Here is a 12,690-nt window from a genome sequence, read left to right as displayed (position 1 = left end):
CGCCTCCTGGACTGGTCCTACTCCTCGCCCTCCATGAGCGCGCCCCCTCAGGTGGTCGGCCAGCGTTCACCCGCGCGCTTGACGATGCGGTCCCCGGCCTTGAACCGGCCGTAGATCCGGCCGGACACGGCGACGGAGATCTCCTCGCCCTCGTCGGTGCGGACGTCCAGCCAGTAGTCGGTGCGCATCCCGGTGGTCAGCGTGTGCCGGTCGGAGCGGCGACGGATCACCTCCCCCCGGAAGGCCCGTACCGTCGCCCGGGAGACGGAGCCGGAGGTCGAAACACCCGCCACCAGCATCAGGAGGATCACACACCCGACCAGGAGCATGAACACCAACACAGGCACCCCGATCCCTCGGCCCCCCAGGCCCTCGCCCTGCGAGCGTAGCGCCGTGATGGTGCACCGGACAGGGCTTTTAAGCCCGCCGCAGGGCCGTGCCGTCCCACGACGCATCGGGGCCCAGCGGGGAGACCTCGTCCGGAGTCAGGCCGGTCGCGGCCAGGAAGGCGGCCGCGACGTGCTCCCGCGGCGCCTCCTCCAGGTCCAGGACGACACCGCACTCCGCCGTCCACGCCACCGCCACCCGCTCGCCGGAGGCCAGCCGCAAGACGAGGACGTCGAGTTCGGCGCCCCCTTCCGTGACCGTCTGCGCGATGCCCAGACGCGCCTGCCCGGCCGGTTCGTCGAGGTGGAGGCGCAGCAGCGGGCGCGCCACACGGAAGGACGGCCACCATTCGTCGGTGTCGAGCGTGCGGAACGGCCGCTGCGGCCAGGGGCGCATGCGGTCCAGCGCGTCCCGCAGCAGGGCCAGGAACTCCCGGACGTCCTGCTCGCCGTGCGGCTGCGGGATCGCTCCGGTGATCGGGCTCCCGCCCGCCAGCGCGTCCCCCAACTGCTCGTACCGGACGGCGACTTCCTCGTCACCGAGCTGCCGGCCACGGACGATCATGCCGGCGACCCGCTCCGCCGCGGCCCGGTCGAGCGCACCGAACTGCGCGGCGTACAGCACGCCGTTGGTGAATCCGCGCCACGTCTCCATCGTCATCCGCCCCCTGTCCTCGGAATCCGATGCTTCCACACTGCCACAGACGGTCGACACTGTTGAGATTTCAACTAGTTTCCGGCTAGGGTGGTCCCCGCCGGCACCCGCCGGCCCCGCAACGCCCCGCAGGAGGAACCCATGGCACACCTCGTCACCGACAACCCCGGGAAGTCCCGTTTCGAGATCCACGAGGACGGCGAACTCGCGGGCTTCGCCGAGTACCACCGCTCCGGCGACGAGATCGCCTTCATCCACACCGAGATCGACCCCCGCTTCGAGGGCCGCGGCCTGGCCGGCGGGCTGGCGCGCGCCGCACTGGACACGGCCCGCGAGCAAGCGCTCTCCGTCCTGCCGTACTGCCCGTTCATCCGCGGCTGGATCACCAAGCACCCCGAGTACACCGACCTCGTCCCGGCCTCCCACCGCGCCCGCTTCGGCCTCTGAGCCGCGCCGCGCCACGTCGCCCCGGGAGTGGAGGAGCGCGGCGGACCGACTTTTCATTCTCGCCCGGTCGGCCGTCATTCATCCGACGGAACAGTGGAATTGACGCTTCGACAGTTGGGGAACTGCTAGGGTCCCGAGCCGTGGAAGATCATCTGCGCATCGGCATTGCGTCCTTCGGGGTCCGCGAGTTCCAGGCCATCCATTCCGTGTGCCGACAGGAGGGGCACGATCCACTGGTTCACGTGTATTCGCGCTCGATGCGGCCCGGAAGGCCCACGGACGACCACGCGGCCGCAGCGGTCGGTTCCCTCCTCGGTGCGATCCCCGCCGGCGTCGACCTCCTCGTGCCGGGCAGCCCCGAGGGATTGGCGCGCGCCCTCGCCGGTTACGCCCTGGACCTCCTCGTCGTCTACGGCTTCAACTGGAAGCTGCCGCCGTCGGTCCTGGCCACGCCCCGCCTCGGCGTCATCAACGTCCACTGCTCGCTGCTGCCCGCCTACCGGGGGCCCGCGCCCGTGCTGTGGGCGATCCGCAACGGGGACCGCCACCTCGGCGTGACGGTCCACCACATGGACGAGGACTTCGACACCGGCCCGGTGCTCGCCCAGCAGGACGGAATCCCGATCCCCGACGACGTCACGCCGGACATCCTCTGGCCACGGCTCCAGCCGGTCATTCGGCGACTGCTCACCGAATCGATCGGCCGCATTTCGAACGGAGTTCCCGGAATTCCGCAGGACCACTCCCGCGCGAGCCGCGCAGGGCTGATGGAAGCGGAGTTCTCCGTCGTCGATCGCACCCGCACCGCACGCGAGATCCACAATCAGGTCCGCACCTTCCGTTTCATGGGGGCGGGCCTCGGCCCGACGGTCGACATCGACGGGCGCGCCCTCCGGGTGCTCCGGACCGCACTGACCCCGGCCGACGGCATCCGCCTCGACTGCGCCGACGGCCCGCTCTGGATCACGGAGTCGGCCCCCGGCTGATCCCTTCCCCGCCGGTCCCTTGCCGGCCGATGTCGTCCCCGCCGGTCCCTTCCCGGCCGATCCGCTCCCGCCGCTCGGCCGCCCGCGGATCGTCGAAGCCCGCGAGGAGGGCCAGCGCCTCGGTCCGGTGGCGGCGGGCCTCCTCCTCGCGGCCTGCCCCGCCGAGGGCGCGCGCGAGGTTGTCCAGCGCACCCGACAGCTGCCACTGGTCCGCGCACTCCCGGTGGATCCGCGCGGCGGCCTCGTGGAGACGAATGGCGTCGTCCGTCCGCCCGAGGTCGCGGCAGGCCTCCCCGGCCCCGTCGAGCGCCGTCGCCTCCCGGCTGCGGTCGCCCAGCCGCCGCTGGACGTCGACCGCCCGCTCGCATGCCCGCAGGGCCTCCTCGGGCCGCCCCGCCGCGCGTTCCACGTGGGCGAGCCCGACGAGCCAGTGCGCCTCCCACAGGTCGTTGCCCTCCTGGGCGGCGATCGCCAACGCGGCCTCGGCCGCGGCACGGGCCCCCGCGAGCGACCCCAGCCCGCGCCGGGCCCAGCCGAGGAAGTGCAGCGCGTTGCCCTCACCGCTCCGGTCGCCGAGCTCGCGGAACACCGCGAGCGCCCGCTCCAGCGCCTCGGCCGCCGGGCGGAAGTCGCCGAGTTCGCAGCGGGTCTCGGCGAGGTTCGACAGCAGCAGCGCGGCCCAGCGCCGTTCACCCAGGTCGGCGAAGATCGCCGCGCCGGCCTCGAAGCACGACCGGGCCTCGTCCAGCCGCCGCCGGCGCAGACCGAGCAGGCCGAGGGCGTTGACCGACACCGCCTCGCCGAACCGGTCACCGGTGCGGCGGCGGATCTCCAGGGCGGCGCGGTGGCACTCCTCGGCCTCGTCGAGCCGACGCGACTGGAAGTACGCCTTCCCCAGGTTCTCGTACGCCTCGGCCTCACCCGCGCGGCTCCCGTCCCGGGCGGCCGAGCCGATGCCGATCCCGGCCGTCGTCACCCAGTCCTCGAAGGCGTTCTGGTGCATGAACACGGCCCGCAGGACGACCGCCAGGCGCCAGGCGAGGTCGTGGCAGCCGGTCTCCGCGGCGGCCCGCACCGCGGCGACCAGGTTGCCGACCTCGGCGCGGTACCAGCGGAGCGCCGACGGGTGGTCGTCGAAGGCCAGCGGGACGACGTCCGCCGGAACCGGCAGGTCCAGCGCGTAGCGGTCGAACCGCGCCAGCGCCGACTGCGCGTTGTCCGCGGTGTGCAGGTACCAGGACAGGACGCGCCGCCGGACGTCACGGCGGGCTTCCGCCGACTCCGTCTCCTGGACCTGCGTGACCGCGTACGCCCGCAGGAGGTCGTGGAGCCGGTAACGGCCCGGGGCGCACTCCTCGACCAGGTGGGCACCGGTCAGGACGTCGAGCCGGCGGCGCGCCTCGGCGAGCGTGCTCCCGGCCAGCGCGGCGGCGGCCGGCAGGCCGAACTCGTCCCCCGGGTGCAGGCCGAGCAGCCGGAACTGCCGGGCGGCGGCCTCGGGCAGGGCCCGGTAGGACCAGGCGAACACGTGGTGCATCGCGTCCGTCTCCTCTTCGGTCTCCGCCGTCAGGACCTCCCACAGCGCGGACCGGTCCTTGAGTTCGGCGATCAGCTCGCACAGGAGCATCAGCGGCCGGCCCGCCGCGCGTTCGGCGGCGATCCGCAGCGCGAGCGGCAGGCCCGCGCAGAGCCGGGCCAGTTCGGCCAGTTCGTCCGGCCCGTCGGCCGTCCGGGACGCGGCCGTCACCGCGCGGAGCAGCAGGACGGCCTCGGCGTCCGGGAAACGCGCCAGGTCGAGCCGGTCCGCACCCTCCCGGGCCACCAGGCCGGGCAGACTGTTCCGGCTGGTGACCAGGGTCAGCGAGCCCGCCGCGCCGGGCAGCAGCGGCCGGACCTGCGCGGCCGTCGCGGCGTTGTCGAGCAGGACGAGGAGCCGGCGGTCGGCGGTCATCGAGCGGTACAGCGAGGCCCGGTCCTCCAGGCCGACCGGGACGGCCGCGGCGGGGAGCCCCAGGTCCCGGAGGAAACGGTCCAGGACCTGGCCCGGGGAGACCGGCGCGTTCGCGTCGTGGCCCCGGAGGTTGACGTACAGGGCTCCGGCCGGGAAGCGGTCACGGACCCGGTGCGCCCAGTGCAGGGCGAGGGAGGTCTTGCCGACCCCGGCCGTGCCGGTGACCACCACGACGGCCGACGGCACGAAGACCTCGCCCCCGCCGTCGGCCATCCGGTCCAGGCTTCCCAACTCGCCGCTCCGGTTGATGAAACGGCCGCCCGCATAAGGGAGTTGGTTGGGCCTCACACTGAACGAGCGCTGCTCCGCCGGCTGGTGGAAGTGGATTCCGCCGTGGACGTCGTGCGCCTGGACGACGTCCCTCGCGGCCGCGGATCCGGCGATCCGGTTCGACTGCCAATCGCCTTTCGCCGAAGGCTCGTTCGGCGCAGGCTCGCTTGGCGCAGGGCTGCTCGGCGACGGCCCGTCCGGCGCGCGGCCGCTCCGGTCGGATCCGCTCATCGAGCGGTCAGCACCGCTGCCCGGTGGGCGGCGAGAGGACGGCCACCTCCCGGGCGAAGAAGGCCTCAAGCGGCTCGCCGTCCGCGTAGAGGTCGGCGATGAAGCGCCGACAGCGCAGGATCAGGTCGTGGTCGGCGAACCTCCGGACGGATTCGAGGACGCCGTCCTCGTCGTAGACCGCCTCGTACATGACTTCGGAGCCGAGCGTGTAGATCTCCGGGAGGAGGCCGCCCGTCTCGAAGCGCGCCACCCGCTCCGGGCCCACGACGCGGATCGGCCCGCCGCTCTGGTCACGGACGCGGAGGGCGTGGAGCTCCCACTGGAGGTAGGCGCTGATCGGCTCCTCCACGATCCGCACCCGGCACGCCGAGAATCCGCGTTCGGCGATCCTCCGGTGGTAGCCCTCCATGTCGGACCGGCCGGCTTCCAGAATTCCCGTGGAATTCTCCCAGTCACCGGCGGCGAAGGCCTCCCAGCTGTCGTACCCGGGCTCCTTGAAGGTTTGTCGGCGCTCCAGTTTCCAGAATCCCAGGGCGTTGATCCGCCAGAAGATTTCCTCGAATTCCGCGTAATAGTCCCGGAGCTCCATGCGCTCCCAGTCGGCCCCGGCCAGGAGTTCATGCATCCGGGATGTCCGCCTTCGCCGCGACGATCGTCGCACGCGGGATGACGACGAGCTGCTCACCAGGGTCGATGCTCACGCCTTCGGGAAGTCTGTCCTGGTAGGAGGCGGTGAGGTCACGTCCGATGACTGCGACGTCCCCGTTGTCCAGCTCCCAGATGTCCGGGCAGCTGGCATTGCCGGAGGTCTGACCGAGCTCGTGCGAGGACTTGCCCAGGCGGCGGGCGAAGGATGCCGCGGGGTCTGGTTCCCAGGTGACAGCCATGCATTCCCCGTCAGTACGAGAAGAATCGGGGTGACAAAATTTAGCGCAGCCACGGGCGACGGTCAAGGGAGTTTGTCGGAAGAGTCGGTCCGCGACTCCTGTTCTCATGAGCTTAACGGAATTCGGAAATCCACAAACGCGCGTCGCGCCCGCTGCGCCGCCGTTGAGTGAACGTTTCATCTGCGCCGGCCCCAGCGGATCGCTCAGGCCGGCCGCCGGGCAAGGTGGGGCGAGCCGAGGCGAGGTGGGGCGAGGCGCGGGGCGCGGGTGACGGTGAGTTCGACGAACCGGATGACCGTTCATCAGCCGCTCCCGACACCTCGGTTGTCGGCGGGTCACCCACCCGGGCCCGTACGACGCGCGACTCCTCGGGGCGGGTGCCAGAGTCGTCGGTAGCGCGCTCACCACTTCAGGGCCGACGCCCCGGCCCCCAACGTCCGGCCGTCATCCTCGGGCGGTCCCGTCGACGGCCGCGACCTGTCGCAGAACGGTGGATCCTCGGTGAAACCCTTGAAGTTGGCCGCTGCCGCCATGGCCGGCGCGGCCGTGTGCGCCCTCGTGTCCCCGACGGCCGTGGCGGCGCCGCACCGGAGCGCCGCGGTCCAGCCCTGGCCCTGGCCCTGGCCCGCGCCGGGGACCGGTTCGTGGCCCTTCCCCGGCGGCTGGCCGACGCTCCCCTCGGTGCCGACGCTCCCCTCGGCGCCCCTCCCGTCGGCGCCGACGCCCACCGACCCCTCGCCCCGGCCGCCGACCACCCCCGCACGGCCCGCGCCCGCAGGGCCCGCCGGGCCGTGGGACCTCAAGTTCGCCGACGAGTTCGACGGCACGTCGGTGGACCGGACGAAGTGGTCGTTCCAGTCCGCGGCGGAGGCGGACTGGTCCGCCGCCCCGTTCGGGACGGGCAACCCGGACAACCAGCAGCTCGAATTCGACCAGCCGGCGAACTGCACCGTCTCCGGCGGCACGCTGGACATCACCGCGAAGCCGGATGACATCACCAGCGCCGGCGGCAGGCACTACGCCTGGTCGAGCTGCATGCTCAACTCGTCGCCGTCCTACGCCTTCCGCTACGGCTACACCGAGATCCGCGCCAAACTCCCGGCCCCCAAGGGCTTCTGGTCGGCCCTGTGGACGTGGGCGGCGCCCGGGGTCTCCATCCCCGCCAACGGTGAGACCGACGCCTTCGAGTTCTACTCGGACGACCACTCCCGGCTCCACCTCACCCAGCACAACCCGGGCGGAGCCCCCCAGGACCTCCTGCCCGGCTTCCCGTGGCCCGGGATCACCCGCCCCGGCCCGAACGTCCCCGGCCGGAACGTCCCCGGATCGAACGCCGTCGGCACCGTGCACCGGCCCGGGTTCGATCCGGCCGCGGACTTCCACACCTACGGCGTCGACATCGAACCGTCGGGAACGGACTGGTGGATCGACGGCCGGATGGTCTTCCACAGCAGCCGGACGTCGAACGGCCCGGTGAACGTCCTCCTCGACAACTTCGTCTACTCCAAGATCCCGCCGGTGCCGGGCAGCCGGGGCCACCTGCTGGTCGACTACGTGCGGGCCTGGCAGCGACCGGCGGCCTTCCCCGGACACTGACGGACCGGACCCTCCGCAGGGACCGCGCGCAGGCGGGAAGGGCGAGCGCTCGGGCGCCGCACCTCGGCCATGCCGGGAATCCGCGCAGAGCCATCCGGGTGGAGCCGCGTCCGGTGGCGGGTGGCAGCGTGCGGCAGGCCTGCGGCACGCGGTAGGTACGTCGGTGCACTCGCACCACACCTTCGGAGGACCCACCACCATGCGCAAGCTCAGCACGCTGGCCGCCGTGATCACCGCGATGATCGGCCTCGCCGCCCCCGGCACCGCGGCCACGGCCGCCACCACGCCGGCCGCCCCCTCCGACGCGGTGAGCGTCACCGGCGGCACCCTCGCCGACGACGGCACCGTCACGCTGACCGGCGGCTACCGCTGCGCCGACCACCCTGGCAAGGTCGTCCTGATCGGCAGCAACGTCATCCAGGACGGCCACCCCGAGTCGATCGGCGGGTTCAGGGCGCAGTGCGACGGCACCGAACGCACCTGGACCAACACCGGCCGCCCGATGACCGACGGCCGCCGCCCCGGCCCGCTCCTGCGCACCGGCCCGGTCACCGTGAAGGCGACCATGCTCACGATGGGCCCGAACGGCATGCCGCTCCCCCAGACCGTGGCCACCGCCGAGACCCCGATCGAGCTGCTGGCCGAGTGACCCGTGCCCTCAGGCCCCCGCACGCCGGTGCTGCACCGGCGTGCGGGGGCGGCGCGGGAGGGCGGCGCGCTTCGGAAGCCGTCGGACCACGACGTGCCGCCCAAAAAACCACCGGGGCCCGAAGCCGGCCATCGGTCAGTAGGTGAGCCGGGCCAGGAGCAGGTCCGTCAGCTCGACCACGACCTCGTCGAACTCGGCCGCGACGTAGCCCGCGGCCCAGTCGTGCAGGAGCGCATTGACCGCGCCGATGAAGGCCGCGGTCGTCAACGTCCAATCCCGGCCGGCCACTTCGCCGCGACCGGCGGCCTGGTCCGCCTCGGCCGCGAGCAGTGCGGCCCAGCGCGCGCGGCGGTCGGCGCGGAGCCGCTCCAGCGTCGGGTTGACGCCGACGATCTGGACGTAGGCGATCTGCGCCCAGCGGACGTCGCCCGCCGTCACCCGCGCGTAGGCGCCGAGGCCGGCCCGGACCCGGGCGGCCAGTGCCGCCGCCGGGTCGAGTGCGCCCAGCGCCGCCAGCACCTCCGCCTCCGCCCGGTCGTTCACCGAGGCGTAGAGACGCGTGAGCACCTCCTCCAACGTCCGGAAGTGTTCGTAGAACTGACGCGTCGACAGTCCAGCCGCACCGCAGAGAGCCGCCACGGTGGTCCCCCGGTAGCCGGGCTCGCCACCCATCAACTCCAGTGCGGCGTCGAGCAATCGGCGCTCCCGCTCCTCGCGGCGCTCGTCGACGCTCCGGCCCCGGTAGCGACTTCCAGCTCTCATGCACCAAGTATCGCGGCCGCGTGGATCTTTGAAACCAGCCGTTGTCAGATCCCTTGTCGTGTACCTGAGTTACTCCTACTCTCCGGTAGGGCCACATGTGAAGCGCATCGTTTTCACATCGGGTCGCACCCCTTCCACCCCCAAGGGAGTTCCCCCATGCGCAACCGACTCAGGAGCACCGTCGCCGCGCTCGTCTGCGCGCTGACCGTCGCCGTCGCCGCCCCCACCGCCTCGGCCGCCCCCACCGCCTCGGCCGCCCCCACCGCTCCCTCCGCCTCCACCTCCTCCATCCCCGACTCCGGCTGGAACGACTGGTCCTGCCGCCCGAGCGCCGCGCACCCCGAGCCCGTCGTGCTGGTCCACGGCATGGGCGGCAACGGGGTGGACAACTTCCTCACCCTCGCCCCGGCCCTCGTCGCCCACGGCTACTGCGCGTACTCCGAGACGTACGGGCAGACCGTCCTCGGGCCCCTCGCGGGCGGCCTGGCCCCGATGGCCGGCAGCGCGGCGGAGCTGGGCGCCTTCGTCGACCGGGTCCGCGCCGCCACCGGTGCCGCGAAGGTCGACATCGTCGGCCACTCCGAGGGCACCACCGTCCCCGCCTACTACATGAAGGTCCTCGGCGGCGCCGCGAAGGTCGACCGTTTCGTCGGCTTCGGCTCGAACTTCCAGGGCACCACCCTCGACGGCCTGGGCGCCCTCGCCTCCGCCGTCCACCTCCAGGCGATCCTCGACGGCATCGGCTGCGGCGCCTGCGCGGACTTCCTGCCCGGCTCCGCCTTCCTGACGAAGCTCGACGACGGGCCGGTGGCCGTGCCCGGCCCCGTCTACACCAGCATCGTCTCCCGCTACGACCAGGTCGTCACCCCGTACACGAGCGGCCTGCTCGACGGGCCGAACACCACGAACATCGTCCTCCAGGACGTCTGCGGACTGGACTTCACCGGGCACGTCGGCCAGGCCGTCGACCCCAACGTGACCCAACTGGTCCTGAACGGGCTCGATCCCGCGCACACCGCACCGTTCGTCTGCCTCCCCTTCTTCGACTTCGGCGTCTGAGACCAACGCGGCCACGCGGTCGGCCCGTGACGGCTCTGGACCAGGGACGGGCCCGGTGCGAGCATGACGTGTAGCCGTCAGGTGGCACCCAGTCACCTCACAGACTCCCGTACAGGGGGGATCATGCGCATCGGCGCCCGCGTGCGCGCGGCATCCACCGCCCTCGCCGTCATCACCACCAGCCTCACCTTCGCCGTCGTCGGCACCGGCACGGCACACGCCCGCTCCACGTCCTGTGCCGCCGTCCTCGGCGGCGGCCAGTACATCCGGGCCGGTGGGCGGACGATCGGCAACCTCTACCTGGCCTGGAACTACTGCGATCCCACCAACAAGGTCGCGTACACCGAGGTCAACATCTGGAACACCAACTTCGTCAACGGCAACTGGCACAACGGCCTGATCGACGTGAAGTCCAGCTCGGACCACGCGTCGAACGCCGGCTCGCCCCAGCCCAACGCCGGCAGCTGGTGGTGGGACTCCGGGTTCATCAAGGTGGCCCCGAACGTGCACAACGACCGCCGCTACCACGGCAGCATGAACTTCAACGCCGGCGGTCACCAGTGCTGGGGGGACACCCCGACGTGGGACTTCTCCGGCGCCGGGGTCGTCGCGGCCGGCTCGGTGCACTGCACCTGACTCCCGGGGCGGGTCCCGTTGCCCACGGGACCCGCCGTGGCCCACGGGTCCCGCCGTCGCCGACGGGACCCGCCCCGGTCACACCGCCAGGCGGCGGACGGCGAGTTCGGCGTAGAGCGCGCTGCCGTCGGCGAGCACCTCGTCGTCGAACTCCGCGTACGGCGAGTGGTTGGGGGCCCGGTCCCCGGGGTCGCTCCCCTTCGGGGCCGCGCCGAGCATCACGAACGAGCCGGGGACGGCGTTCAGGACCCTGGAGAAGTCCTCCGAGGCGGTCAGCGGGTTCGCCATCGTCCGGAAGCGCTCCTCGCCGAACACCTCCCGGACGGTGTCCGCCAGGAAGTCCGTCTCGGCCGCGTCGGTCTCCGTCACCGGGTACTCGGGACGGAACTCGGCCTCCGCCCGCAGCCCGTGGGCGGCGGCGACGGACCCGACCAGCTCGACGGCCGCCTCCGCGACCCGGGACTGCGCCTCGGCGGAGAACGTCCGCACGGTCGCCTCGAAGCGGGCGGTCTCGGGGATCACGTTGCGCCGCGTGCCGGCCCGGAAGAGCCCGACGGTGATCACCACCGGGTCGAACACGTCGAAGCGGCGGGTCACCATGGTCTGCAGGGCCGTGACCATCTCGCAGGCCGCCGGAACGGGGTCCTTCGCCCGGTGCGGCGCCGAGCCGTGTCCGCCCGCGCCGTGGACGGTGACGTGCAGCGAGGCCGACGCGGCCATCATCGGGCCGCGCCGGGCGGTGAACTCCCCGTGCGGCATCGTCGCCACCACGTGCACGCCGTAGGCGGCGGCAGGGCGTCGGCCGGCCGCGTCCAGCACGCCCTCGGCGAGCATGGCCCCCGCGCCGTCCCACCCCTCCTCCCCCGGCTGGAACATGAAGACCACGTCGCCCTGGAGGCGCTCGCGCCGCGCGGCCAGCAGGTGCGCGGCACCGGCCAGCATCGCCGTGTGCAGGTCGTGTCCGCAGGCGTGCATGGCACCGTTCCCGGCGGCGAACGGCACCGGGGCCTTCTCGGCGACCGGCAGGGCGTCCATGTCGCCGCGCAGCAGCACCGTCGGCCCCGGGCGGGCGCCGCGCAGCACCGCCGTGACCGAAGTCAGCGCGCCGCCGAGGCCGATCTCCAGCGGCAGCCCGTCGAGCGCCGCCAGCACGCGCTCCTGGGTGCGCGGCAGGTCGAGGCCCACCTCGGGGAGGCGGTGCAGGTCGTGGCGGAGCCGGACCAGGTCCGGGGCCAGCGCGAGCGCGTCGTCGTACAGGGAGTCGTGCGGGGCCACGGGTACCTCCGAAGCGAGTCCGAGTCCGGGTCGTGCGGCGGGGAGCATACCCACCCCACGCCCGGCCGACGACCCGTCGGCGAAGGAAGACCGGATCCTCCAGGCTCTTCGCCGCGCGCCGATGAGTTCCGGCGCCGCGACCGGTCCAACCTGACGGGACGACCGACACCGAGCTCGTAGGGAGCACCTCATGAGGAAGATCACCGCCGGCCTGTTCATCGCCGCCGACGGCGTCGTGGAAGCGCCGGACCAGTGGCACTTCCCGTACTACAACGAGGAGCTGGGCGCGGCCGTCAACGCCCGGCTCGGCTCGGCGGACACCCTCCTGTTCGGCCGCGCCACCTACGAGAACTTCGCCGGGGCGTGGCCCTCCCGGGAGAGCGGCCCGGTCGACGCGGGCGACGTCGCGGCGGCGGTCGCCGAGGTGTCCCAGCTGTCCCGGATGGCCAAGGCGCTCGGCGACGCCCGCAAGCTCGTGGTGTCGCACTCCCCGCTGATGTTCACCTGGCGCAACTCCGAGCAGCTGCGGGGCGACCTCGTCGAGGCCGTCACCGAGCTGAAGAGCGGGCCCGGCGGTGCCGTCGCGATGTCCGGCTCGGTCTCCGTCGTCCGCCAACTGCTGGCCGCCCGGCTCCTCGACGAGCTCCACCTGTTCGTCCACCCGATCGCGGTCGGCCACGGGCAGCGCCTGTTCGCCGACTCCGCCACGCCGCTCCCGCTCACGCTGCTGAGCTGCGAGGCCTTCCGGACGGGCGTCCTGCACGTCGTCTACGGCCCCGCCGAAGAGGCGTAGCCGCCGGTCCCGTCCGCCTCCCCGCACGCAGGAAGTCGGCCCTGTCG

General features: G+C 72.8%; 14 protein-coding genes. 7 read left to right on the top strand and 7 right to left on the bottom strand.

Annotation, left to right across the window (positions count from 1 at the left end; translation table 11 throughout):
- Positions 1 to 47: 47 nt before the first annotated feature.
- Positions 48 to 347 carry a DUF2500 family protein gene (locus ACFVU9_RS07840; RefSeq protein ID WP_387591063.1) on the bottom strand — a complete coding sequence of 100 codons (300 nt, stop codon included), beginning with the start codon at positions 345 to 347 and terminating at the stop codon, positions 48 to 50.
- A gap of 70 nt (positions 348 to 417) precedes the next feature.
- On the bottom strand, positions 418 to 1,047 hold the full coding sequence (locus ACFVU9_RS07835) for a hypothetical protein (protein WP_387591060.1): 630 nt from the start codon (positions 1,045 to 1,047) through the stop codon (positions 418 to 420).
- 135 nt (positions 1,048 to 1,182) lie between these two features.
- On the opposite strand from ACFVU9_RS07835, the gene ACFVU9_RS07830 reads away from it, so the two are divergent.
- The gene (locus ACFVU9_RS07830; protein WP_387591057.1) at positions 1,183 to 1,488 is read left to right on the top strand and encodes a GNAT family N-acetyltransferase; all 306 of its coding nucleotides are present in this window, start codon (positions 1,183 to 1,185) and stop codon (positions 1,486 to 1,488) included.
- Positions 1,489 to 1,628: 140 nt separating this feature from the next.
- A complete protein-coding gene (locus tag ACFVU9_RS07825) occupies positions 1,629 to 2,474 on the top strand; it encodes a methionyl-tRNA formyltransferase (protein ID WP_387591054.1) in 846 nt (281 codons plus the stop codon).
- On the opposite strand, the gene ACFVU9_RS07820 is transcribed toward ACFVU9_RS07825, so the two are convergent.
- From ACFVU9_RS07820 to ACFVU9_RS07810, 3 genes are all read right to left on the bottom strand, one after another.
- The gene (locus ACFVU9_RS07820; protein WP_387591052.1) at positions 2,452 to 4,716 is read right to left on the bottom strand and encodes an ATP-binding protein; all 2,265 of its coding nucleotides are present in this window, start codon (positions 4,714 to 4,716) and stop codon (positions 2,452 to 2,454) included. The two genes, ACFVU9_RS07825 and ACFVU9_RS07820, sit on opposite strands and share 23 nt — an antisense overlap.
- A gap of 277 nt (positions 4,717 to 4,993) precedes the next feature.
- Positions 4,994 to 5,611, bottom strand: a complete 618-nt coding sequence (locus ACFVU9_RS07815; RefSeq protein ID WP_387591049.1) for a DUF6879 family protein — start codon at positions 5,609 to 5,611, stop codon at positions 4,994 to 4,996.
- Positions 5,604 to 5,873, bottom strand: a complete 270-nt coding sequence (locus ACFVU9_RS07810; RefSeq protein ID WP_380446191.1) for a hypothetical protein — start codon at positions 5,871 to 5,873, stop codon at positions 5,604 to 5,606. The genes ACFVU9_RS07815 and ACFVU9_RS07810 overlap by 8 nt, the downstream gene beginning before the upstream one ends.
- A gap of 510 nt (positions 5,874 to 6,383) precedes the next feature.
- On the opposite strand from ACFVU9_RS07810, the gene ACFVU9_RS07805 reads away from it, so the two are divergent.
- Both ACFVU9_RS07805 and ACFVU9_RS07800 read left to right on the top strand, forming a co-directional pair.
- On the top strand, positions 6,384 to 7,469 hold the full coding sequence (locus ACFVU9_RS07805) for a family 16 glycosylhydrolase (RefSeq protein WP_380446192.1): 1,086 nt from the start codon (positions 6,384 to 6,386) through the stop codon (positions 7,467 to 7,469).
- 199 nt (positions 7,470 to 7,668) lie between these two features.
- A complete protein-coding gene (locus ACFVU9_RS07800; protein ID WP_380446193.1) occupies positions 7,669 to 8,118 on the top strand; it encodes a DUF6299 family protein in 450 nt (149 codons plus the stop codon).
- Between the two features lie 135 nt (positions 8,119 to 8,253).
- Here ACFVU9_RS07800 and ACFVU9_RS07795 read toward each other — a convergent pair whose 3' ends face one another.
- Positions 8,254 to 8,880, bottom strand: coding sequence for a TetR/AcrR family transcriptional regulator (locus ACFVU9_RS07795; protein ID WP_387591044.1), 627 nt, complete (start codon positions 8,878 to 8,880; stop codon positions 8,254 to 8,256).
- Between the two features lie 156 nt (positions 8,881 to 9,036).
- Here ACFVU9_RS07795 and ACFVU9_RS07790 point away from each other — a divergent pair, with 156 nt between their 5' ends.
- Positions 9,037 to 9,939 carry a lipase family alpha/beta hydrolase gene (locus ACFVU9_RS07790; protein WP_387591041.1) on the top strand — a complete coding sequence of 301 codons (903 nt, stop codon included), beginning with the start codon at positions 9,037 to 9,039 and terminating at the stop codon, positions 9,937 to 9,939.
- Between the two features lie 123 nt (positions 9,940 to 10,062).
- The gene (locus ACFVU9_RS07785; protein ID WP_387591038.1) at positions 10,063 to 10,575 is read left to right on the top strand and encodes a hypothetical protein; all 513 of its coding nucleotides are present in this window, start codon (positions 10,063 to 10,065) and stop codon (positions 10,573 to 10,575) included.
- Positions 10,576 to 10,653: 78 nt separating this feature from the next.
- On the opposite strand, the gene ACFVU9_RS07780 is transcribed toward ACFVU9_RS07785, so the two are convergent.
- Positions 10,654 to 11,850, bottom strand: coding sequence for a M20 family metallopeptidase (locus ACFVU9_RS07780; protein WP_380446197.1), 1,197 nt, complete (start codon positions 11,848 to 11,850; stop codon positions 10,654 to 10,656).
- 190 nt (positions 11,851 to 12,040) lie between these two features.
- Between ACFVU9_RS07780 and ACFVU9_RS07775 the strand changes: the two genes are divergently transcribed.
- Positions 12,041 to 12,643, top strand: a complete 603-nt coding sequence (locus ACFVU9_RS07775) for a dihydrofolate reductase family protein (protein WP_387591035.1) — start codon at positions 12,041 to 12,043, stop codon at positions 12,641 to 12,643.
- Positions 12,644 to 12,690: the final 47 nt, after the last annotated feature.

The organism is Kitasatospora sp. NPDC057936, from assembly GCF_042887525.1.
In the GTDB taxonomy this organism is placed as follows: domain Bacteria; phylum Actinomycetota; class Actinomycetes; order Streptomycetales; family Streptomycetaceae; genus Kitasatospora.
Note: the sequence above shows the minus strand (reverse complement) of the source record. Positions and strands in the feature narration are given on the sequence as shown.